This window comes from Rubripirellula amarantea (assembly GCF_007859865.1).
In the GTDB taxonomy this organism is placed as follows: Bacteria; Planctomycetota; Planctomycetia; order Pirellulales; family Pirellulaceae; genus Rubripirellula; species Rubripirellula amarantea.
Genome location: NZ_SJPI01000002.1, coordinates 1,045,289 through 1,068,196 on the forward strand (window position 1 = coordinate 1,045,289; position 22,908 = coordinate 1,068,196).

24 protein-coding genes are annotated in these 22,908 nt (G+C 54.3%); 16 read left to right on the plus strand and 8 right to left on the minus strand.

The features are described from left to right. The first annotated feature begins 48 nt into the window (after nucleotides 1-48). The 3 genes from Pla22_RS17280 to Pla22_RS17290 all read left to right on the plus strand — a co-directional run bounded on the left by Pla22_RS17280 (nucleotide 49) and on the right by Pla22_RS17290 (nucleotide 2,457). On the plus strand, nucleotides 49-510 hold the full coding sequence (locus tag Pla22_RS17280) for a hypothetical protein (RefSeq protein WP_146516049.1): 462 nt from the start codon (nucleotides 49-51) through the stop codon (nucleotides 508-510). After that, nucleotides 500-946 (plus strand): MarR family winged helix-turn-helix transcriptional regulator, encoded by a 447-nt coding sequence (locus Pla22_RS17285; RefSeq protein WP_146516050.1) that lies wholly within the window; start codon nucleotides 500-502, stop codon nucleotides 944-946. The genes Pla22_RS17280 and Pla22_RS17285 overlap by 11 nt, the downstream gene beginning before the upstream one ends. A 110-nt stretch (nucleotides 947-1,056) precedes the next feature. Continuing rightward, nucleotides 1,057-2,457 carry an alkyl/aryl-sulfatase gene (locus tag Pla22_RS17290; protein ID WP_146516051.1) on the plus strand — a complete coding sequence of 467 codons (1,401 nt, stop codon included), beginning with the start codon at nucleotides 1,057-1,059 and terminating at the stop codon, nucleotides 2,455-2,457. 54 nt (nucleotides 2,458-2,511) lie between these two features. Here the strand turns inward: Pla22_RS17290 and Pla22_RS17295 are convergent, their stop codons facing one another. Beyond that, nucleotides 2,512-3,243: a DUF4198 domain-containing protein gene (locus Pla22_RS17295; RefSeq protein WP_242632128.1), complete on the minus strand. Its 732-nt coding sequence runs from the start codon at nucleotides 3,241-3,243 to the stop codon at nucleotides 2,512-2,514. 182 nt (nucleotides 3,244-3,425) lie between these two features. Between Pla22_RS17295 and Pla22_RS17300 the strand changes: the two genes are divergently transcribed. Next, entirely contained in the window at nucleotides 3,426-4,289 is an 864-nt protein-coding gene (locus tag Pla22_RS17300; RefSeq protein WP_146516052.1) for a DUF4437 domain-containing protein, read from the plus strand. Nucleotides 4,290-4,439: 150 nt separating this feature from the next. Here Pla22_RS17300 and Pla22_RS17305 read toward each other — a convergent pair whose 3' ends face one another. Further along, a complete protein-coding gene (locus tag Pla22_RS17305; RefSeq protein WP_146516053.1) occupies nucleotides 4,440-5,357 on the minus strand; it encodes a hypothetical protein in 918 nt (305 codons plus the stop codon). Between the two features lie 443 nt (nucleotides 5,358-5,800). Next, nucleotides 5,801-5,953, minus strand: a complete 153-nt coding sequence (locus Pla22_RS25290) for a hypothetical protein (RefSeq protein ID WP_165440719.1) — start codon at nucleotides 5,951-5,953, stop codon at nucleotides 5,801-5,803. Nucleotides 5,954-6,000: 47 nt separating this feature from the next. Between Pla22_RS25290 and Pla22_RS17310 the strand changes: the two genes are divergently transcribed. Further along, nucleotides 6,001-7,095, plus strand: a complete 1,095-nt coding sequence (locus tag Pla22_RS17310) for an alpha/beta hydrolase (protein WP_165440720.1) — start codon at nucleotides 6,001-6,003, stop codon at nucleotides 7,093-7,095. Between the two features lie 269 nt (nucleotides 7,096-7,364). On the opposite strand, the gene Pla22_RS17315 is transcribed toward Pla22_RS17310, so the two are convergent. The 4 genes from Pla22_RS17315 to Pla22_RS17330 form a co-directional block, all read right to left on the minus strand. Beyond that, nucleotides 7,365-8,705 carry a hypothetical protein gene (locus tag Pla22_RS17315; protein WP_146516055.1) on the minus strand — a complete coding sequence of 447 codons (1,341 nt, stop codon included), beginning with the start codon at nucleotides 8,703-8,705 and terminating at the stop codon, nucleotides 7,365-7,367. A 30-nt stretch (nucleotides 8,706-8,735) separates the two neighbouring features. After that, a complete protein-coding gene (locus Pla22_RS17320) occupies nucleotides 8,736-9,188 on the minus strand; it encodes a hypothetical protein (RefSeq protein WP_146516056.1) in 453 nt (150 codons plus the stop codon). Further along, nucleotides 9,185-10,231 (minus strand): DUF1559 family PulG-like putative transporter, encoded by a 1,047-nt coding sequence (locus Pla22_RS17325; protein ID WP_146516057.1) that lies wholly within the window; start codon nucleotides 10,229-10,231, stop codon nucleotides 9,185-9,187. Before Pla22_RS17325 ends, Pla22_RS17320 begins: the two co-directional genes overlap by 4 nt. A 272-nt stretch (nucleotides 10,232-10,503) precedes the next feature. After that, the gene (locus Pla22_RS17330) at nucleotides 10,504-10,959 is read right to left on the minus strand and encodes a DUF2946 domain-containing protein (protein WP_146516058.1); all 456 of its coding nucleotides are present in this window, start codon (nucleotides 10,957-10,959) and stop codon (nucleotides 10,504-10,506) included. Between the two features lie 314 nt (nucleotides 10,960-11,273). Between Pla22_RS17330 and Pla22_RS17335 the strand changes: the two genes are divergently transcribed. From Pla22_RS17335 to Pla22_RS17360, 6 genes are all read left to right on the plus strand, one after another. Next, nucleotides 11,274-11,714: a hypothetical protein gene (locus tag Pla22_RS17335; RefSeq protein WP_146516059.1), complete on the plus strand. Its 441-nt coding sequence runs from the start codon at nucleotides 11,274-11,276 to the stop codon at nucleotides 11,712-11,714. Between the two features lie 258 nt (nucleotides 11,715-11,972). Next, nucleotides 11,973-13,202 carry a DUF58 domain-containing protein gene (locus Pla22_RS17340; protein WP_242632129.1) on the plus strand — a complete coding sequence of 410 codons (1,230 nt, stop codon included), beginning with the start codon at nucleotides 11,973-11,975 and terminating at the stop codon, nucleotides 13,200-13,202. Further along, nucleotides 13,183-15,471: a transglutaminase-like domain-containing protein gene (locus Pla22_RS17345; RefSeq protein ID WP_146516060.1), complete on the plus strand. Its 2,289-nt coding sequence runs from the start codon at nucleotides 13,183-13,185 to the stop codon at nucleotides 15,469-15,471. Before Pla22_RS17340 ends, Pla22_RS17345 begins: the two co-directional genes overlap by 20 nt. Further along, nucleotides 15,468-16,421 carry an AAA family ATPase gene (locus Pla22_RS17350; RefSeq protein WP_146516061.1) on the plus strand — a complete coding sequence of 318 codons (954 nt, stop codon included), beginning with the start codon at nucleotides 15,468-15,470 and terminating at the stop codon, nucleotides 16,419-16,421. Before Pla22_RS17345 ends, Pla22_RS17350 begins: the two co-directional genes overlap by 4 nt. Beyond that, the gene (locus Pla22_RS17355) at nucleotides 16,418-16,957 is read left to right on the plus strand and encodes a hypothetical protein (protein ID WP_242632130.1); all 540 of its coding nucleotides are present in this window, start codon (nucleotides 16,418-16,420) and stop codon (nucleotides 16,955-16,957) included. Before Pla22_RS17350 ends, Pla22_RS17355 begins: the two co-directional genes overlap by 4 nt. Continuing rightward, nucleotides 16,954-18,567, plus strand: a complete 1,614-nt coding sequence (locus Pla22_RS17360; protein ID WP_146516062.1) for a permease — start codon at nucleotides 16,954-16,956, stop codon at nucleotides 18,565-18,567. The genes Pla22_RS17355 and Pla22_RS17360 overlap by 4 nt, the downstream gene beginning before the upstream one ends. On the opposite strand, the gene Pla22_RS25295 is transcribed toward Pla22_RS17360, so the two are convergent. Further along, nucleotides 18,568-18,744, minus strand: coding sequence for a hypothetical protein (locus tag Pla22_RS25295; RefSeq protein WP_165440721.1), 177 nt, complete (start codon nucleotides 18,742-18,744; stop codon nucleotides 18,568-18,570). Between the two features lie 31 nt (nucleotides 18,745-18,775). Between Pla22_RS25295 and Pla22_RS25975 the strand changes: the two genes are divergently transcribed. The 5 genes from Pla22_RS25975 (at nucleotide 18,776) to Pla22_RS17385 (ending at nucleotide 22,908) form a co-directional block, all read left to right on the plus strand. Continuing rightward, complete coding sequence (locus Pla22_RS25975) at nucleotides 18,776-18,865, plus strand: tryptophan-rich sensory protein (protein ID WP_390620281.1); 90 nt, start codon at nucleotides 18,776-18,778, stop codon at nucleotides 18,863-18,865. Nucleotides 18,866-19,059: 194 nt separating this feature from the next. Further along, complete coding sequence (locus Pla22_RS17370) at nucleotides 19,060-19,812, plus strand: oxidoreductase (protein ID WP_146516063.1); 753 nt, start codon at nucleotides 19,060-19,062, stop codon at nucleotides 19,810-19,812. 219 nt (nucleotides 19,813-20,031) lie between these two features. After that, nucleotides 20,032-20,421 (plus strand): CoA-binding protein, encoded by a 390-nt coding sequence (locus tag Pla22_RS17375; protein WP_146516064.1) that lies wholly within the window; start codon nucleotides 20,032-20,034, stop codon nucleotides 20,419-20,421. 131 nt (nucleotides 20,422-20,552) lie between these two features. Then, entirely contained in the window at nucleotides 20,553-22,520 is a 1,968-nt protein-coding gene (locus Pla22_RS17380; RefSeq protein WP_165440722.1) for a zinc-ribbon domain-containing protein, read from the plus strand. A gap of 67 nt (nucleotides 22,521-22,587) precedes the next feature. Next, on the plus strand, nucleotides 22,588-22,908 hold the full coding sequence (locus tag Pla22_RS17385; protein WP_146516066.1) for a hypothetical protein: 321 nt from the start codon (nucleotides 22,588-22,590) through the stop codon (nucleotides 22,906-22,908).

A 22,908-nucleotide genomic window follows, 5' to 3' on the forward strand; every position in this document is an offset into this window, starting at 1 on the left:
GCCTAAGAGTTGGTTTAAGTACATCGCGCACCACTGCACTTAAGTGACATGCTTCAATCTCAACAACGTAACCTTCGGCTCCCACGTCTCGCATTCGTCACGCGAGTGCTCTTCGCGTTCTTTCTTCTAAGCACCGGCATCATGACGATGGGGTTCGGTATCAATGGATATCCGATTAGTGATCCACCTGATGAACTCGATCAATTCATGCTTGCGCTCGAAAACACGGGATACCTGATCTTTTGGGTGGGTTTCCTCAAAACGATCGCCGGGGCTTTGATGTTCCATCCTCGGACGGCACCGCTCGCGATTCTGATGGCGCTACCCTATGCATTCAACATTCTGCTCTACGTGATCTTCTTCGCGCACAAGTACCTAGTCATCGGACTTCCCGATTTCGCAGCCTGTGCACTGCTAATTTACTGCTACTTTGATTGGTACCGCCCCATCTTTGCGGGACCAACCGCGTTGTCAATTCAAAAGTCATCCGGAGGCGAACATGCACTTTGATTCAGAATCATCGCCTGGATTCGCAATAGGGCGTGTCGCCTATCTCATTCGATCGGCAATGGCTGCTGTGCTCAAGAATGCAGGCTGGCCGTTTTCACCCGAAGAAACTCAAACACTGATCACTCTTTCGGATGCAGGGCGATCGTTAAGCATGAACGAGTTGGCATCGCTGATGATTCGAGATCCAACGACGGTGAAACGCCAATTGGACCGATTGGTAGATCACAAGTTCGTCGATCGGAGCGTGTCGAGTGAAGACGCTCGAATTGTGATGGTCGAGTTGACCGCCCGTGGCGAGCGGAAGCTTCAAACCGTTCTCCCGCTTTTGGACGACTTGCGAGAAACAACGTTGAAAGGAATCTCAAAGTCGGAGTTAAACGCAACTCAAAAGGTGCTCGATCAAATGCAAAAGAATCTATTGGCGAGAAACGTTTAGCGAAGCCAGCGGAAGCCAATCGGTATCGCGTCACCTTCGAGATATTGCGTCACCGAACGACTCTCGCGCATCGACACAATCCTCTTCCCCTCAAGTATAGGAATTGTCTTATGAACATGAACATCTTCTCGCGCCGCTGCTATAACAGCTCCATCGCATTGAGTTTACTTTGTCTGGTTGCTTTGCCCGTAGGGTTTGCAAGTGGGCAGACTCAGGTCGAACCCGAAACTGCGCTTCGAATGCTCAACGCTCAGCAACAACAGTTCGCAAAAGGGATCGTGAAAGTCGCAGACAACGTTTTCACCGCGGTTGGTTTCCATGGTGCGAACACAACGATGATTGTCGGCACCGACGGAGTGATCATCGTCGACACTCTTTTTGGTCCGACCAGTGCCGGCAAGGCGGCCGATGCGTTTCGGGAATACAGCGATCAGCCGGTGAAGGCGATTATCTACAGTCATAGTCACGGCGATCACATCGGCGGCGGTAGTGCTTTTGCGGGTGATGACCATCCGGACATCTATGCAACCGAAAGTTTTGGTTCTGCTGAAGGAGTCAACAAAGCAGTTGATCCCGTGAAAGCAAAACGTAACGTTCGTCAGTTCGGTCGAAACCTTTCGGCGTCAGAGATAACCAATCGTGGTGTTGCACCGGCGGGCACCGAAGACGGCGACCGTGGCAAAGGCTTTCTGCCACCAACCATCACGGTCCCCGGCGAGGGATTGAAAACGACGATCGCGGGTGTCGAAATCGAATTCCATGTCGCGCCAGGTGAAACGGACGATGCGATGTTCATTTGGCTTCCGAAGCAAAAGGTGTTGCTCGCGGGCGATAACTTTTACAGTTCCTTTCCCAACTTGTACGCGATTCGAGGAACGGCCTACCGCGACGTGTTGAGTTGGTCCGAAAGTGTTGGAAAGATGGCCGAGTTGGAACCGCACGTCGTCGTGCCCGGCCATACGATGCCTATTCAAGGACAGGAAGCCGCTACGACGGCGCTAAAGGACTACAGCGAAGCGATTCGCAGTGTCTACGACCAAACCGTACGAGGGATCAACGCTGGCAAAGGTCCCGATCAACTGGCACACGAAGTCAAACTTCCTGGGAATTTGAGCGATAAGCCGTATTTGATTGAGTTCTATGGATCAGTTCCCCACGCGGTGCGCGCTATCTACGTGGGTTTGCTGGGTTGGTACGACGGAAACCCCACGACACTAAACCCGTTTGAGCCTAAAGTCAAAGCGAAGAAGATGGCTGAGTTGGCGGGTGGCACATCAGCGCTTGTGGCTAAGATGCAGGATGCACTCGCGAAGGAAGATTTCCAATGGGCGTTGGAACTTTCGGACCACGTGAAATGGTTAGACGATGCGGATGCGGAGCTCGCCCGCAAAGTGAAGATCACCGCGCTTCGAGGTTTAGCCGCCAAAGAGTACAACGCCCCCAACCGCAACTACTACCTCAGCTACGCCAACGAACTTGAATCAGGCGAGTTGAGTGAACTGTGGTTCTAGACCACCCGAAGACCGTCAACGATTCCAAGTGACGCACCATGCAGCTTCCCTATACTACGGCCCTTCGGCTGTCGTGGTAGCTGGCAGCACCAGCGTAATGTTGTGGCGAACGAGTTCGTAAGCTTCACCCTGGTCTTCACCGGGGGTCGCGAATTCGACACTACTACGCAGCGTCAACCTGCCGGATGTGGGTCGCTCTAGACGTACTTTGCCGCGTGAGTCGGTCTGAACATTCTTGCGAAACTTATCAGGGCCGCGGACAAACACCGTGCGATCGGCGACCGGCTTGCCTTTCCAGAGTAGCGTGAATTCAAACTCGCTTCCAACGTCATGCGGCACCAGATCAAGGTTCATCTGCTCGGCACGCCCTAGCTCGTGCATCGCATCATGAGACTGGACGGCCAGGGTACGAGCGTAGTAATGCAGAAGAACTTTAGTTTGGCCGTACTCATAGACGCCGAACTTACCGTAGGCGTCGACGCTGTACTCATCTGCCGTGGACGCAGCGACTCGCATCCAACGGTTGTTTCCATCCTTTACCTCGTCAGCTTCAATGGGGTCTGGCGATGGGTTCTCGATCGTCCGCACCCAGACGTCGCTCTTGCCAAGAAAGTGATCCAAGTACGAGCCATCGCCTGGTTCAGGAGCCTCTTCGAAGTAAATGTTGGCAACGCCATTACCGGCACCTGCTCGATCGACGGCAATCCAGAGGTAATGAGCGTTAGCGGTCGGGGCGATGCATAGAAAAACAGTCGCGGCCAAAGCGCGAATGATGGAATGGTTCACAGATTCCTCCGAGTGAAACGAAATTGACTATTGTTGCTTACAACCGCATCCAAAAGTTATGGATGCGATCGGGTGCATTCTAACGAAGCTTCTCAAGTCGTGATAAAACATGGCTCTCGTAATAACATGAAATACGATTGCCAAATGCGAAACGCTGTTGCCACCTACTCAAGCGGACCAACATGAGAATTCTTACCTTGCTGCTCACCATTACGATTACTCTCAACACAAATTTGACTGACATCGTAGCGCAAGAGCCGGCTACCTCACCCGTTTCCGAAGTGGTCTTAGCAACAGATGTCAACTGGACACCGCTCAATCCGGCTCGTGGGGACGCCAGCCCGCAAGCCGCAACGCTTTGGGGCGATCGCGCTGGCCAACAAGCAACTGGGTTTGTGGTGAAGTTCGTCGACGGTTTTTCCTCACCGCCACACATTCACAATATTACTTACCGAGGCGTGGTGATCCGAGGCGGCGTCCACAACGATGATCCCCAAGCCGAACCGATGTGGATGCCCGTTGGATCATTTTGGACCCAACCAGCCGGTGAACCTCACATCACGACTGCTCGAGGGTCGACCATGGCGTACATTGAAATTGATCAAGGACCGTACCTTGTCATGCCAACTGACGAAGCTTTCGACACCGGTGAAAGTTCAGTAAACGTCGATGCATCCAACATCGTTTGGCTCGGTGCCAACAGCACCACGTGGATCGAAGCCTCCCCAAACTCTCAACCTACCGGCGAGCCCCAGTTAGCTTTCTTGTGGGGCGACCCACAATCCAACCAGCCCAATGGCACTCTTGTGAAGCTGCCTGATGGATTCAAAGGAAGCATTCGCGGAAACGGATCACACTTGCGAGCCGTTGTGATCCAGGGACAAGCTGAATATTTGTCAGATCGCGACACTGATGAAGTGATTCTGGCACCCGGAAGTTACTTCGCTTCCCAGGATAACTTCTCGCATCGAATATCGACGCACGGCCAAACTGAGTGCATCATCTACGTGCGAAGTGTCGGCAAGTTCGATGTCGTGACACAGTAGATTGACCATCGAAACTACCAATACGATTAGGATCAAGAGTCAGTTCTTGCGACGGCTTCGATGACGGAGCCGACCTGCCAATCAGATCGTTGCTGAATTCCGACATCGAGCCAAGATATTCCACCCATCAGATAACTCGAACCGCGGCGATTACTCGGCTAACGTTGGCGGCAACATGGTGCCGTCTTCGCGAAAGTGCAGGTCAAAGACGAGACAACCAATTTCATTGTTCACTTCATCACGCTCAAGAAGAATCGAATCGTAAACGATGGGTTGCGGAGTCACCACGTCTCCCTTTTCGCGACTTGCGATGTTCCCCAATCCAGGAAGCTTGGGAGGGTTCTTGTCCAGTGTTTGAACACTTGGACTCACGTACGACACCGGTGCAATGTCTAGAAAGTAGTTTCGATAGGCTGTGCTTTCGGGGTGACCAGGAAAGATTCGGTCGCGACAACCATCGGGAGCAGCGACGGCTTCAAAGTTGTCCCAGTCGGTAACGAGCAATTCGCTGCCTAGGTACTCGGCTCCAAAACCGTCGCCAATCAGGATGTCCGTGCCGGGACCTCCAATGAAACGGACTTGGTCGACACCTTCGCTAACAAGAACGTCAAAACCATCGGCACCATAGAGTACAAAATTGACGCGATCAAACAGGTTGAGCGAGGGACCGTCCGGATCATTGAACACCGAAATGAAATCATCGCCCCCGCCACCGGATACGAACACCTTGAGAAGAAGCGATGGACTGGAATCCATTGAATCGGGAGCGTCGTCGTGTTCCGATGGCAGGTCGTTCTCGCGAATGCGTCCGACGTACTTGTCGTTTACGTGAAATCGAATGGAGTTGCGGTCGATCTCGATCAAAATTTTGTCGTCGTCGGGAGTACCGACGAGAGCGATCATGCCGTTGCCCCAATCGTCGACAAGTTCGATGTCATCAACGTCCTCTGTTTGCGGGGGCAAGACGTCAGAGAGCGATTGGAAGTCCTGTGCTTGAAGGGGGATGGTTACCGCAAACAGGAAACCGAGAGTAAGCAGTCGAGCAGGGGATAGTTTAAGAGTGGACATGGGAAGCTCCTTTTTCGATTGGCCCTTAGGCGAAACTTGTGTGACTCTTTAGCAAGCGTGATGCTGATGGCGTTGTTACACGCATTCGAGAAATATTTCTTCGTAACTGCGAGTTCCGTAGATCGCCCGGTCAATGGACGGCGACTGCCCGGTAAAGCCTGTCAAAAAGCAGGCTCAATACGACCTGTATTTACACTTTCGAGCGTCTCGCGACATAGTGAACACCTCAGGCGTCATACCAACGGATACGGTGGTCGGGGACGAATGGTCACTGCCGCTTGGATCATGATGCGAACTGGTTCAATCCATTGATCAAGAACATGCGTTTTCTAAACCACGTCGGTACTAAGCGGGCCAAGCAATCAGTTGAATTCCCTTTCGGTACGAACGACGATGATCAACGTTTCCTCAGTGGTATGCAAAACGCTCAGCACCTTGTTCATCTACAATGTGCTGATGACAACCTGACCATTGAGCTTTCGAATCGGTCGAATTGCAAGGCAATAGACGTGTCGCAAACACGCTGGAATGGTTTCTTCTGTCTTACCCACACCAACGCATTCGCTGGTTATGATCGGCGGAAAGAGTCGCGACATCGACTTCGTCAGCAAGCGTCATTTCGCTCCCTACCATGAGATCCTTTATGTCCACATTGAGCTTTCGCTCCGTGACTTGCCTCCGATCCGTTGTCTTGTTATCGGCGTGCCATGCCTTGATTCTCAACCCGTTGACTGCCGATGAGCCCCAGCGTGCTTTAGGAAAGTCAAACGCAACTGAAGGCACCAACGATGGTTTACCCAATGCCAACCAAACGAATTTCGGCAGCGAGTTATCCGAAAACGGACTAGCCCCTATCTATCGCAGTCCGACCTACAAAGTGAAGGTGACCAAAGGTGAGCCGTACGCGCAAGGCATGATTTACCATCCGACCGACCCATCGCGATCATATCCTCGCAACCTAACGCTCGATATCTACGAACCCCAAGACAATCACAATCAGAAGCGGCCCGTGGTGGTGCTGATTCATGGAGGTGGTTTCTGGACCGGCGATTCATTGATGGGGTCGATGGTCAATGGAGCTCAATACTTTGCTCAACGAGGCTGGGTTTGCTTTTCCATCAATTATCGTTTGCAGGGAGATCGTGGCATCGCTCCCGATGCATGGCCCGCCAACAAGCCGACATACTCCGCAACCCGAGATGCGAAGGCTGCAATCCGTTGGGTTCGAGCAAACGCTCAACAATACCGAATCCATCCTGACTACCTCGTCGCCTACGGGGGATCGGCGGGAGCCTACATCTCGGTCGCTCTGGGATCCTCGGACGAAGAAGATTTCCGAGACGAACTCATGAACAACGATCGCGAACGACCGCTTTTAGAAAACAGCCATCGCGATCAGTCGTCGCGAGCTCAAGTCGTCATTAGCCACTGGGGATCGGGATTACTGCTCGATCTACTGAACCGCTATGATGGACGCAGTCGTTTTGACGCCGAAGACGCCCCTTTGCTGATGATTCACGGGACCGATGACGTCAGAGTGCCCTACAGCAATGCACTCGACATCCAGAAACGATATCAAGCCAAAGTCGAACTATATACTCTGGAAGGATTAGGCCACTCGGCTTGGGGAGCCAAGCACGATGGAACGGCAATCGTCCACAAGGCTCACAATTTCATGCTGCGAGAATTGAACGTTCAACCCGCCGACGCAAGCAGCGTGAAACGCAAGTCGAACTAATCCATTCCAGATGACACGACTGAGGCTCTCCGTTTCGTAACGGTGATGCGTCGCATCGCATCACCGTGCCGGCCATTGGCAAGGCTCCGTGATGCGACTCACCCCATTCTTCAATCGCGATGTCGTCGATTAGGTTGGCTCGTTCGATCGCAACGCGTGATAGACGCGTGTACGATCACATTCAGCAACACGACGTCGGAAAATCGCGTTGTTGTCCCGATATCAGTGCGGCCCAAACCAACTTGGAATGCACCAAGTGGATTTTGCCATTAGCCACCGAACGACAGCAAGCGTGTTGGCGTGCCGGTAAGTGGCAGTTTCGCTTGGACTGAAAAGTCTGACGATGACAACACCCACACACTCTGGTCACCAGGGTTCGTGATCGCGATCCGTCGACCACCGGGCAACAGTACCGCGTCGTGGTGACCGGCATGGCCGATGATCTGATTTCGCCCGACCGGAACGGTCGCTTGAATCAACAGGTCATGGAAGTCACCGTCACGATTGCGGTCGAGACGAACGATGATCAATGAGTCGGTCTCGGGATTCTCTACCGATTCGACAAACAAACATGCCACCAAATCAGCCGTCGCGGTTTTCATTGCAATCGGTGTTGCTGCCGACTGACCTTCGGACAAACTTAGCTTGAGCTCGGTCAACGACGGTTGCGCGTCCGCTGCATTCACAACGCAAAGCTTTGAATGTTCGGACTTGCCCGCCGTAAAAAGAACGTGGGAATCGAGGTTTGCGAAAGCGCCGGTGCGAAGGGGCTTTGAATCAGAGTCTTCGCCTAGCGATAGATGCTTCACCTCAACAGTCTCGGAACTTCCAGTCATGTCGAGGTCGGCATCCACCCAGCACAGCCCATCGGACGGGGCAAAGAAAACTTTCCCGCTATTGGTGGTCGCGCCATGTAGAGTACCGGTCGGGCAATGGATCGCGTACTGCTTTCCAGCATTATTGCCTAGTCCGACAACGTCGATTCGCCCCGCGTCCTCATCAGCCCCAGCGATCCAGGTGGCGTAGGCAACTCGATCGTCAACGACTGCTAATGTAATGTGCCCGTTTCCTCCGGCGTGGAAGCTTGCTGCCTGTTCAGGTGTCTTGGCTTGGCGAATCGAGTCGGACGAAACGATGGTGAAACCGTTGTGCTTATCGTTGGCCAGAACAATGGACTTGCCGTAACGATACACGTGTGCGGGATTTCCTTGAGCGTCATCGATCATGGTATGGGTCACGGACGGAGGCGATTTATATCTCCAGTGCGAGTGATCGCCATGTGGTTCTTCGATCACACCGCTTTCAATTGCCACCCAACCGCTGCCGATCGTTCCACTGTCCTGGTCGTGAATGCCTAGAACGATCATGCCATCCTGGCCTTGCATTTGAACCAACGATTGCTCGCTAGGATCCAAATCGGGAAATTGGTCGATTTCGTTGGCGATCAGATGAAAGCCATCGGAGTTCTTCTTAAGATCTCCCCAACGAAGTCTCGCATCGGCATCATCTTGCCAGAATAGTCGAGCCAGCGTCCGGCCCTGTCCTTGTGCGGTTGAAGAAATTGAAAGAGTTGCCAAACAGGCGACGATCGTGAATAGAGTTTTGTTCATGACTGGTAACTTTGCTTGATGTTTGAGGGCTTAGAGAGGCTGCACCGACTGAGGTGGAAGCTCGATGTTTTGTATGGGATTCAAGTTGAACGACGACAACTCTAAGACGATGCCGGTACGCTCAATTGCGTTTAGGTCTAAGATCCATCCCCCATCGCTGACCGATTCCAACGTTACGAAGTACTTAGGTGGTTCAGGGGATGGCAATTGAAACTGACTCGCATTTCCGCTGGCATCGGTGATCGCTTGCGTTAGCGGGGGACCGTTGAGTTCGCTATGCAAACGAACCACAACGTCGGCGATGGGTTGCCCTTGATATCGAACCGACACTGACGCATTACTGGTTGAAGTCCCGGTTTCAGGCGAACCGCAACCGCTGAAGATGCAAAGCAGCAACAGAGCCGGCGACAGAGCCAACGACCGAGCACGCGTATTGACCGCTGCCGTTCTGCCGATCATCGGGTAGCTGGAATGACCGATCATGGTAGTGCTACTACCTCGCGACCATCGCGTGAAAACAATGCGTGATAAAGATCGCGATCAATCGAATCAGTCAAGAAATGGACGCTGCCATCGAGCATCGCATGATGGCTGCCGCCGGTGTGATAGGATCGCGACGAGTAGAACCCGCGGCCGTGGATGCCGATGTCCGGTATGCGTGAATTCGGTGTCATGTAGCCATTGATCACCGTGGCGTAGGGGACTCCGCGAATCCACGACGCACCTCGGTCACCAGAGTACGACGAAATTCGTGCGGGAAAGACTGCGTCAAGATCAGGGTTAAGGATCAGCGACCCGCCGTCCAAGAAACCAGGGTTGGGTGCAACATTCCCCGACGTGCCGCTCCAGTTCGCAATGCGGCGATGGGGTCCTGATGGTGTTGGTTCCATCATGCCGCTGGTTTGATCACCCAACACGGTTTCTGCCAACAAAACCGTGTTGCTAGTCCCGTCCAAACAATCGCGAAAGCGGGCCCATGAATCGGTCCAAACCATGCCGTCGGTCCGATAGCGGTCGTCGTAATTAGTATCGGTGCCACTGCCGTAGCTAAACATATAGCTAAGGCCGCCCGACGTGCCGGTTTCACCATCAGAAAACGAGGTCGAGAAATTCGGATCACCAATATCGCTAGGGCATAGGAAGGTGGGCACGACGGTTTGCACAGCATCGCGCAGGTCTGGGTTAAAGCGAGCCATCCAGGCTGGACCTAGCAAGAGTGGAGTGTCGAACTCGATAAGATCGCTTAAGCCCGCTTGCTCGATGTACGGCAGGATTCGTGCTTGGACCGAATAGCTGCTTGAGCCCGTCATCGCGGGGATCTTCTTAAACGTGCTTTCGTAGTTATGCGTGGCCAACGCCACCTGCTTCAGATTGTTGCCGCAGGACATACGCCGTGCGGCCTCGCGAGCGGATTGCACGGCCGGCAATAAGAGTCCGACAAGAACGCCAATGATGGCGATCACGACCAGCAGTTCTATGAGTGTGAATCCAAACGAGTGCTTGGGAGGTTTCGTAGTGGGAGACATGTTTCGACTTAAAATGGAAGGGTGGTTGCGCAAAGAGAGAAGAGCCCCGCGCACGAAACACGAGTTGATCAACACGGCTTTGGTCGGACCGAGTGTCGGACAACCGCGCACACTTGCGCGGGGCAAAGGATGCAGACACTGACAATCACCACGCAGCGAAACCGACAAAGCGCACGCGTAACCAGACGACTCGGCAAAAGCCATAAAGACTTTCACTTCGAGCGCATCAGGCAGCGACTCTGGTGTTCTGCTGCAGGAAATGCATCAGCGATCTAGGACATCATCGCCGGCGGTCCGCGAGATGGCGGCAACAAAAGAAGGCTCGAAACTTCATCCAAACACATGGGCAGGACGAAACTCTCGCAAGCAGGTGCAGAGATAAGCAACGTTGAATACGCGTCGACGAAACCACACGGCGACGCGAGCGATTGACAGATCGGGCAGGAGTCCGAATCGTGCGGTTCGCCTTCCTGCGGCGTATCGCATGGGGATGCGTCACCACACTCGGCTGACTCGGTCTTCTTTGAGTCGTGATGGTGCGATGTGTCGCAATGGTGCGAGTGGCAACTGCACGCGTAGGAACCAACGATCCCTGAGCTACTTAACGATCCACTTGAATCGTCGCAGCAAGTGTCACAGGTGGCCACGTGCAACCATGCCGGTGCATGTCCGAAGACAATCACACAGCAAAGAATGCTCGATAGGATGGGCCGAACCAGCGAAGTCATCAGGGGACGTTCGTTAAGAGAGAATGAAACAGTCACGTTGCAAAATGGTCCGACCAAAGATCATTGCTGCTCATTACGATGACCAGCGGCTTAGGGTTCGTCAAGTCAGTTTGAAAACTTTCTTTCTGGCTTGGGCGTGTAGTGAAGGCAATGAAGACTTATCATTTAGGTTGTGTGAAGTCGTCGAAAACTTTCAATCACTCGAACGCAATCGCTTGACGGTGCGTAAAGCCCTCATAACAATTCGCTCAATCCTTGGTCGGACCGTTGAGTGGATTCAGGCGTTCAGCATAACGCCGCCGCAACTCTCTCCTATGCGTGATCACCGACCCGTGCTTTCCCTTCGGCCTCTGACGACTTGCCTTTTGCTGGTGACCCTGTTGCTCAGCAACGTCGCCGGTTGGGTGCATGTGGGCTGCTGTGACGCGAGTCCCGACAGCTCGGTCGCTAGTGAACAGAGTGAAGCCACGACGGCTTCTTGCTGCTGTCATTCCCATTGCCATTCGCGGCAACCAACTGACACGACTCCCCCGGGCGAGTCATCCACGACGCCGCAAGACTCGGTACCGCATGATTCTGACTCGTGCCATGTCTGCCAGAACCTGTTTGCGTTTCGGCATGCGATTCTGACAACTAGCCCGACGATGGTTTGGGAACCGCTTGCGATTCCTAGTGAGCGTCCCGAGCTTGATGAAGTTTCTTTCGAGCCGATCTTCCTGAGCGGACTCTCTGGTCGAGGACCGCCGAGCGTTTAAGGACGCTTGTTGTTCTTCTGTGGCATAGGCTGCCAGCCTGTGGTCTCGCGATCCGAGCTGCAGTGGTTCTTGATGGAACATTGATTGTTTTCGTGGCATATTTGGTGAAACGGTGCTGACCGTTTTGCTGACGCGGCACCTGACGGCCCACGCCGTTTCGCTAAGTCTGAAATGCTTCGGCTACTGAATCGACTTCCGTTATAGATCTGCTGTCTACGCCACGACCCCTTAGAATCCTGGTACCGAAGGTCCGCTCCCATGGCCATTGTCCATGCTGCGCCCGACGAGCAAGGTTGGTTGTCGCGTTTGATGACGACTGATTTCTGCCCGTGGGCAAATCGTTTTGTTTATTGGTTGAAAGAACCCATCGGCTGGTTCGCATTGGCGACTGCCATCAGCATTATGATCGGGTTGTACTTCAGCCCCATTGGTTGGACGCTCGCGGCGTCACTGACCGCGATCATGGCAATCGGAATGGCTTGGCCGTGGATCGCTGTTCGCGTAACCGTTTGCGGACTACAACCGGAAACCGCTGCCGTTCACGAAGATGCTTCGTGCCGAATGGTGTTGAGCGTACACAATCGCATTCCGATGACCGTGTGGGGATTGGCAATCGAAGGGTACTTGGATTGCGATTCAACAACCGACCTGAGTGAATCAGCGCCCACCGTCGGTCTGGCGTGTGTCCCGCCACTGTGTGTCGCGGACTATGCCGTTGAAGTCACACCGACGATGCGAGGCCATTATCCGGTCTCGGTTCCGCAAGTCGCGTGTTCGTTTCCGTTCGGAATTTGGACCGCCCGACGACCGGTCCGCGAAGTTCAATCGCTGACCGTTTGGCCCATCGCGCATCGCATCGCGGGAATGTTACCACTGGTGGGATTAGCCAATGCGGACCAAGGCGATGGCAGTCGTGGCGGGCAAAGCGGTGACTTCGTCGGGGTTCGGTCGCTACGTCGTGGCGATTCGGCCAAGCATATCAATTGGGTCGCGTCGGCTCGATCGGATTCACTGATCGTCACCGAACGCGGTGGGCCTCAGTCCGTCACCTTGGAAGTCTTTGTTGACACGCGAAATGATTCTGGTCGCGACGCTTTGGCGCGGCGAATCCGAGCCGCCGCCAGCGTGCTGTCGTCGCTTCATCAATCGCGAATCGAAACGCGTGTACGCTTGGGCGATCAACTTTTGAAATACAGACCTGATTCCGGTGGTCGACGTCGGATGCTCGACGCTTTGGCGAGTGTGCCAATGGATGGCGAAGAATGTCGTGACCACGTACCGAACCATGCGCATGCGAGCGTGCGGATCACCGGTGCACTCAACGACGACACTTCAAGCGAAAGTGTGGTCGTCACGATCGAGAATCCACGCGGCGGGCGTCGTGCGGGTGGCAACCGACGGCAAATCGTGATTGGGCCGCGTGAAGATTTGCAAGCAGCGATGGCCGATCTATGGCGGGAGGTACGTGATGTCGCCGCAGCCGCTTGAACGAAGAACCAAAGAGGCGATCGGGTTGGCGTTACTGTCAATCGCAGCCGTAGCAGTGCTGAGGTTCCCAATCGAATCAAAAGTCCTGTTCACCGCCGAAATGCTAACGTTGGCAACGCTATTGGTAGTGGATCTTGTCAAAGATCCTGTCGGCAATCGCACTCTGAAGGGATCTTTGACAAGATCCACTACGATTGCAGTTCCGGTACTCTTTGCGATCATCGCCCGCTTTGCTGGTTCACCGATTGCGTTTGAGATGACGGCGCTCACCACCTTCGGTGCCGCCTCATTAGTCTTGTCAACACGCAATGGACGACTAAGAGCGATGTCGATCGTCGCGTCGGGCTTCTTAACTTTGTTTGCCGTTGCGATCTCGGACAATTTCCACTCCGTGTGGATCGCGATCGCTTGGATGACCGTTTGCGTATGGCATTTGGTTGCCAATCATTGGGAACGAATCGAACTGTGTGCAGCTCATCAAGTGCGCCGCGGAGTTGGCGTTCGGCCGCTGTCGGTTTTTGTCGCGATCGCGATTTGCATTGCCAGCGGCTTGGTCGTTCGCGATCTCTTCGGTGAATCTCATCGATTGACTGGCGGGTTCATGCCGACCAGCGGCGGATGGAAGTGGTCGAACCCAGCGGCACGTAGCGGCGTTGGAAGTGGCGATGCCGCGATCGCTGCGCAGGATCACGCGGAATCGTTCGGTGCGGTGGAGTCTGACCTGTTTCTGGAATCGACCGAGTCGACTTTGTTCGACATGTTCAGCGATTCGATCGGCGAACCCAAAAAAAAGAACAAGTGGGAACGACGTCAAGGAATGACGGCTGACAAAGTTCTGGAAGCTCACACGAAGACGGCCAAGAGCGAGAAAGGCGGTAGCTCGTTTTCAACCGACCGCATGCCGGCACAGAAGCATTTGCATCTGGACGACGCAGCGGAGCGAGCGGTGATCCAATGGGCTGGCCCGACAGGAATTCGATTGGCGATGAATCGCTATGACACCTTCGACGGCGTGGACTGGACGAACGAAGCCCAGCACCGCAACGAAAAGTTGACGCGGCGTGAGATCGCGGGTGCGGCTTGGTTCTGCGATCGAATGACGAAGGCCTTCGACAAATTCACAACCGACGTGAACTTGCTGAAGGTTCTGCGACTTAATTCGACGCGATTGCCAGTGCCGATGATGACGTCGGCTCTGCACATCAAAGACGTCGACCGCCAAGACTTTTTCGCGATCGACGCCGATGGTTCGTTCTTCATGCCGGGTCGCGAAAAAGTGCCGCACCTAACGGTCGTGAACGTCGCTGCCACGCGAGTGATGGAGGACGAACTGTGGGAGCGAATCCCAGACGGCAAGGGTTCAATTACCAACGGCGCAAACGACAGGCTGAATGCCCATGTCGCTGAGTGGACCGCTCAATCAAACCACCCATACGAAAAACTTCAGTCCATTGTCTCGCACCTTCGCGATGAATTCACTTTTGATCGTTCGGCTGCCGCGGAGCTTCCTCTCGATTCCGACGCACGGGGATCTGCTGAAGAAATCGCCGAAGGATCTTTGGCAAGATCCACTACGGCGGTGGAAGACTTTCTTCGGACGCGGCGGGGTGGCGATCATTTGTTTGCTACCACCGCGGCCTTGATGGCTCGCGAGATTGGGTTGCGTTCACGATTGGTGACGGGGTTCTACGTTCGACCGTCGGCCGTCGACATCGCCGCTGGTCACACCAACGTGTTGCCCGAAGACGTTCATATTTGGGTAGAGATCCAACTTGATGATGGTCGTTGGTTTGAAATCGAACCGACGCCAGGATACCGCGAACCGATCTACACGCCATCGACTTGGTTGGTTGCGAAACAGTTTGCAGCAGCAAAGTGGCCGCACGCCGTAGGGCTTTTCGCTGCTGCGGGTTTGGTCTTCGCGACGCGATTGTTCTGGATCGAAATCGGACTCAGCATTCTGTATTTCGCCGGGGCAATCGTTTGGCCCCGCGGTCGCATGTCGCTGGCGATGCGAGTACTGCAAGCACGAGCCAAGTATGCCGGTTGCCCTCGCGTCGCGGGTCGGCCGCAACGCGATTGGTTGCTGGCAATCACATCCGCGCACGATCAACTACAGCATTCCGCTCGACGATTCTGTGACGCCGCCGATCGCGCGGCATTCGCACTCGACCAAGAACGCTTTCACGAACACGCCGTTTCCAAGGAATTGATGATGAAACTGAAAATCCGAGTCCTCCGACAATTGACGATGAAGGTCACCGCATGAACACGCTCGAAGATTCCATCGCGATCGAAAACATCGGTGAAACGCTGGAGACCCTGCGTTGCCGGCTCAACAGTGTGCTGCTGGGAAAGGCCGAAGCGGTCGACTTGGTGGTCGCCTGTCTGTTGGCCAAAGGTCATCTGCTGATGGACGATTTGCCGGGGACAGGCAAAACGACGTTGGCCAAAGCGATCGCCGCCTGTGTCGGTGGCAAGCTTGCCAGGGTCCAGTGCACGCCGGATTTGTTGCCATCGGATGTGACCGGCTTCAATCTTTTCAATCAAAAGACTCGCGAGTTTGAATTTCACGCAGGTCCGGTCTTCTCCGACGTGCTGTTGGCTGATGAACTGAACCGCACGACGCCGCGAACGCAGAGCGCATTGCTGGAGGCGATGGCGGAACGGCAAGTCACGATCGACGCGGTACCGTACACGCTGTCGAAAACGTTTTTTGTGATCGCCACACAGAACCCGATCGACTCGCACGGGGCTTACCCGCTACCCGAAGCTCAACTGGATCGTTTTTCGATCAAACTGAAAATCGGATACCCCGATCGCGCTTCACAGATCGACATTCTGGAAGCGGCATCTCGCGCGCAAGGTTCGCATGAGGGATCGGCGGTCGCGTTATCGCTGAATGAACTCGCAAACATCCAAGAACAAGTGCGAACGATCAGTGTGCATCCACGCGTGCGTGAGTATTTGGTCGATTTGGTTGAAGCGACTCGCGAGAACCCGGCAATTCAATTGGGCGTTAGTCCTCGAGGCATGTTGCTGTGGCAACGAATGGCTCAAGCGTGGGCGATGTTGCAAGGCCGCGACTTTGTCACGCCCAGCGATGTGCTGCACGTCGCTCGCCCGTTGTTGTCGGTCCGGTTGCTGACTACCAACGATGATGTCGACGCCGTGATCGACTGCTTGCTCGATACCGTCCCCGCACCGGAGTACCGATGATGTCTATTTATGCGTGGAACAGGCTTCTTGCCTGCGGTGAAAACAGAACGAGTGGCTGGAAATCTTTCCCACTCTTGCTGCTGTTGCTGATGTTGGGCTGCGAAACGGACACAGCACCCAAAGCGTCCCATTTTGAACACGATCATGTTGTCGCGTCGCACTGGCCCAATGGTTTGGCAGACGCGGCGACGAAGATCCGCGATCGGGTCGCGCGTCTGGACAATGAACACACTCTAACACTGCATGATCACAAGCACGACTACGGCGACGATCACTCGCACGAGACCAATCCCTGGGACGAGATTGTTGAGCTGGTGTCTTGGATCCCCGAGATCGCTGCGGACACGAACCTGGCCGAAGCCGACTGGTTGCCGCTGTATCAACGATCCGAATCGCTGTCCGCGAATTTGCGTGCAGCCAATGGCGAGTGGAGCGAAGGAAATCGACAGCAGCTGGAATCGCTTTGCGAATTGATTGACCAAACGGCGAAGAAGATCCCTGAACAATTGCCTCTCTTTGTAAAGACAGATTCATGAACCAATCCGTTTCGATCATGTTTGTGGGCGGACTGATTCGTGTCCTGCAAGGATTCTCGCAAGCCGCGCCGACACTGTTGGTCGGGCTACTAATCGCGTCCGTTTTGCGTTATTACCTCGGTGCCGCAGGGACACGTCGGTTGTTTGGTGGTGACCGATGGCGTTCGCTGCCGCAATCGTGGCTGGTCGGCATGCTGTTGCCGGTTTGTTCGATTGGCGTATTGCCGATTCTGTTTGAGATGCGGCGTGCGAAAGTGAAACCCGGCGCGATGTCCGCGTTCGCCTTGTCGGCGCCGTTGTTCAATCCGTTGTCGCTGCTGTACGGACTGACGCTCAGTCGCCCCTTGGTGATCATCCTGTTCGCACTCGGGTCGTTGATCGTCGTCACAGCCCTAGGCCTATTCTGGGACACATTCGCAAAACAAAGGGAGGGCGAGGCTCCCGCCGAGCCAACTGCTCCAAATACAACCGACCCAAACACAACCGACCACCTCATCGGTCTCCGCCGCGTCTTTGCCACCATGGTTCACTTCGCACGCGGTGCCACTGGCGTGCCTCTGTTGATCACGCTTATCGCGTTTTCGGGACTCGCTGTGCTGGCTGCCGTATTGCCTTACGGGGCGATGCAGCACTCTGTTGAACGAGACGATTGGTGGGCGCCGCTAACGATGTTGTTTGTTGCTGTGCCCGTTTACGCGACGCCGATGTTAGCGATGAGTCAGATGGGAATGATGTTTCAACATGCCAATTCGCCGGGCGCTTCGTTCACGTTGTTGATTCTGGGCGCAGGCATGAACTTCGCCACGCCGCTTTGGTTCGGACGTCATTACGGTTGGAAGACCGCGTCGATGTGGTTTGCATCGTTGCTGTTGATCGTGCTGGGGTTGTCGTACGCGATCAACAAACCGCTTGTCCCGCCGGGCGTCGAACCAGCCGGTCATACTCACGCGTTCGACGTATACGCCAACCCGCTATCCGCGTACCACAATCTCAGCGTCGCGACGATCAGCGAGATGGTGGCCAAAGAAATGGACATCAGCGTGATCGCTTCGTTGATCGTCTTGGGAATTGTCGCCGTGTTCGGGGTGTTGTTTCGGCTGTTGAAGATCGACGAAGCGTCGCTGATCGCCGGTGCCAAAGCGGGATCGTTCGCATCGTCGATGCAAAACGAAGACGCAGCACCGCGCCGGGGGTTGGACATCATCGTCCCCCCGGGCGTGATCGGAGCGACGATGTTGGCCGGGTTGATTGCGCTCAGCGTGGTGGCGTGCTACGCCTATTACCCTTCGCCTGACGAGTGTCTGGAGGAGATCAGCATGGCGCGGGCCGAGTGCTTGTCGGCTGCCAACAGTGGCCAAGTCGATCACGCGTTGTTCTGGTTGCCGGTGTGGGAAGATTGGAGTCGTCGATTAGAAGTCGGCACGTTCATCCGCACCGGACAAATCCGACCTTACCAACGCATGCAGGGTTATCTGATTCGCAAGAAGCTGGAGCTGCTCGAACACGAACTCGAACACGACCCGTTTGAGATTGAGGAAACCAGGGAGATCGTGACCGATGTCCTGGGCACCAATTCACGCTGGGTTCGCTCATTTCGTTCTGGCGTTTAATCACGTCACCGCTAGTCGTAGCGAACGTTCAAGCGTAGCCCGCTGCGATCCCGTCCACTGCCGGTGCATCTCGGCCGGAGCATCCTGCTCGTCAATCGCCCGGAAGCCAAACGTCGACAATCCGGTACAATGCGAAACGTCCTGGATGGCGACAGACTCCACGTTCGAACATTTCACACCTCACCTCTCACTCTTCAAACTTCCCAACATGACTTGGCGAGACTGGTACGACGCCCTCGATAAACCGGCTTGGACGCCTGAGCCCTCGACGATCGGCACGATCTGGCAGATCCTCTAGACGGCACGATAACGTCGGATCAAGTCGGGAAGCTTATGCATCATGGGCGACGCAAAGAACCCGATGGCTAACTCGCCTACTTCCCCGCGCGATGATGGCAGAGTACTACCGGCAACGAGCCAGCGCGGCTCTCATCTGGGCCGAGTGTCTCACCCGGATTTCCAGGGCGGTGCCCTTCCCGTAGGCCCTACCCAATCGCGGCAACAGGTGAGGCTCACACACCCAACGGAAAGAAGCTCAACGTCATTCCAAGGTCGCTCAGCCCATCAGAAATTCGCCACATCGTGGAATACTATGCCATCGCAACCGAGCGTGCGAAAGATGCTGGCTTTGATGGTGTGGAGATTCACGGAGCCAACGGATATTTAATCGACCAGTTCTTGCGTGATTCATCGAATCAACGCGACGACGATTATGGCGGCTCGATCGAGAATCGTTTGCGTTTTCTGAAAGAAGTCGTGCAGGCGGTCACCGGCGCATGGTCACCCGACCGCACTGGACTTCGTTTGAGTCCGACCATGAATGGCAACGGGATGGGTGATATCGACGCGGTTGGGTTGTACACGCAAGCTGCACGGATGCTGAACGAATTCAACTTGGCCTACTTGCATACAGCCGAAGCCATACGTCCAGGACGTCTCTTCAATGCGTACGCCCCTCGCGTAACACCTCATATTCGCCAAGCGTTCAATGGTGTGCTATTGACCAATGGTGGTTACGACAAGCCAACGGCGGCAGCGGCGATTCGCAACGGAGAAGCTGACGCAATCGTGTTCGGGCAAAAGTTCATTGCCAATCCCGACTTGCCAGTACGTCTGCGCGACGACGCACCACTCAATGATCCCGATGACGCCACGTACTACACGCCGGGACCGCAAGGATACATCGACTACCCGACGCTAGCTGGGAACGACTCCAAAAAAGAGACGATGGAATGTCGCGACTAATTGGACCGCCTTCACCAACTCGCTGACCATATAACACCATTCACCACTCGTTCAACGCTCATGACAAGCTTCTAAAGAGGATGCTGCTTACGTGTTCTGAGCGATGGACGCTTTCGTAACGCGGTGGTTCGCGTAGAATCTGCCTCTCGAGACAAACAAGCACGCGCACCATGTTTCGTCGTAAGCACGTGTCGAGAAACCACTAAGAGACTCACCACCATGAACTCGATCGAAAATTTTCTCTCCGCGCAGACATACGCGGTCGCCGGTGCCTCGGCCCGCACGCACAAGTACGGTTACAAGGTTTTCAAAGCACTCCTGGGTGCTGGCCGTGAGACATATCCACTGAACCCGGTCACCGAAGAGATCGAAGGGCACAAGGCTTATCCGAAAATCGCGGACCTTCCCATCATCCCCGAAGCACTGTCAATCATCACGCCACCAGAAGTCACCCGGCAAGTCATTGCCGAAGCCATCGAAGCCGGCGTGAAGCACATTTGGATGCAGCCCGGAGCGGAACACGAGCAGGCCAGCCAATCCGCACGCGAAGCCGGCATCAACGTCATCGACGACGGTAGTTGCATTCTTGTGCTTTTGGCGCGGAGTTAGCGAAGGCGTGCTTGCGGTGTTAGAACCCCCGGTCTCCTCTTAGAATGTGTTAGGAAAATTGCTGATCGAAGCGAACGCGTTGCCAAACAGCCTTGTCGTCTTGTATGGCACAAAATCGGAATCGGAAGTCTATGAAAACGCTACAACAAGCTGGAATTCACGTACCACTCTTGGTTTCGCACGACCTCGAGTTGGCCGAAGAGTGGCATCCAACGCTGAACGAGTCGCTCAGCCTAGATCAGCTTCCGTCCAATAGCAGCTACCGAGTTTGGTGGCGTTGCAAAAAAGACTCTCGTCACGAATGGCAAGCACAAGTTCGAGCCAGAGTCTATGAGGGCCACGGTTGCCCGTATTGCTCAGGACGCCGAGTTGTTGTCGAAGACTCGATTGAAACGCTACATCCTGAAGTGGCTAGTGAGTTTCATCCGGACAAGAACGAAGAGTTGAAGCCAAGTGAACTTGCGCCTCAATCGAATAAAAAGGTATGGTGGCAATGCAGAGTCAACAGTCATCATGAGTGGCAGGCGACGGTTGCAGGTCGAGCCATTGGGTCTAGTGGTTGCCCTGAATGCAGACGACTGCAAATGTCCGTGGCAGCTAAATCTCCCGACGTCGCCGCCGAGTGGCATCCAACCAAGAATGGAGACTTATTACCCGAGAGTGTTCCCAACCGTAGCGAGAAGTCCGTTTGGTGGCAGTGTCAGAAAGATGCCGCTCATGAATGGACCGCAATGGTCAAGACGCGAACAGATGGCCGAAAGAACTGCCCATTTTGCCAAGGAAAGTCAAGTAAAAATCGAAAACGCAGTTCATCGAAGCCTGGTTCTCCTAGACTGCGCCGAGGCAAACTACCGGTTAGCAAATCACATCCTGATTTACTTGCATTTTGGCATGCAGAGAAAAACGTCGACTTCGATCCCGATCGAATTTCTCAAGGGTCAGAATTGGTTGTCTGGTGGCAATGTCCTGATGAACCAGCGCACGAGTGGCAATCGTCTGTAAAGAATCAAGTTCGCCGAAAACATCCTCGCCCAGAATGTGCTCCTGATACATCTGGAAGGCCAAGCAAAATTTCGTTTGAAAAATCCGTTGCCGCAAGATACCCCGAGCTAATGGTGGAGTGGCATCCGACGAAGAACGAGACAATGGACCCAAAGCGCTTGGGGCCTGGCAGCGGAAAGAAAGTATGGTGGCAATGCAGAGAAGACCACGAACATGTCTGGTCGGCTTACGTCTGGCAACGAACGAAAGGATCGGGTTGCCCTTATTGCAGTGGACATTTAGCGGATTCTAAAACGTGCCTTGCAACTGTTGAACCTGAGATTGCAAAGTCCTGGCACGCGACCAAGAACGTTCCGGACACTCCTTTCGATGTCCGACGACAGAGCGCTAAGAAGTTCTGGTGGCAATGCGACGTCAATCCTGATCATGTTTGGTCAGAGTCCGTTCAGAATCGCGTTAATCGGCGCACTTGCCCACAGTGCAACCGAATTGCGAGAGACACGCTGATTCAGGAAGCCTTGAGCGAGTCAGTCGCCGGCAATGTGACTTACCTTGAAACATTTGAAGAGTCAGTCGCCAGCTTGTCGAAGTTGGTGTTCGTCCAAATCGCCGATGAAGACTCACAGCAGGCTCTCTACCGACTGATTCACGCGGGATTGATTGCTTCAATGGAAACGTATCTGTCAGATTCTTTCATTAACACTGTCGTTCCCTCGAAAGAACTGCGGAACTCGGTGATGCTGACAACGCCGGCTTTCAAGGAAAAGAAGTACAGCATCGCGGAAATCGTCGACTGGGACATCAACGCCACGAACAACGTCAAAAAGTATCTTTTGGATGTAATCTATCACAACCTTTTCGTGGTGCAAAAGATGTTTGAGACCGTTCTGCGAGTACAGTTCCCAAGTGAAGAAGACCTTCGCGTTTTGCAAAAATCAATTGACAAACGCCATCATATCGTGCATCGAAATGGGCGAAATAAGAAAGGTGTCACACTGTCACTCGACGTCGCTGATCTCAATTCGACGGTCAAATGCGTCAGGCAGTTTGTTTTGGGTATCGACAAGCAGATGCGACAGGCTCCTTGGCGAAACTAAGTTCTGTGGCACAGACACGCAAGAATACTGACTTGCAATGTGGCAGACGACAGATGAAAATAGAGTCATGGAAAACTTAAGTCAAATCGAAGCTGCGGCAGCCTCTTTGCCTCCCGAGCAACAGCGAGAGTTGCTGGTTTGGTTGACGCAACGTGTCGGCGAACATCGTGCTTCGACGAAGTCTCAGAGTGTTCTTGATGCCCCTGAGTCCAACGTTGGGCAGGTGCTTTCGCATGACGAGGCCAACAGTGACCTGCTTGATGAAATGCTGGAGAATCGTACAACGTGGGCCGCTGAGCTAGAAGCTGAAGCCAACGCTGCTGCGTGCGGTGATGCCGCCGTAACACCCCAGGAGTACTGGGATGACTCACGTGCCGACCGGTTCTAG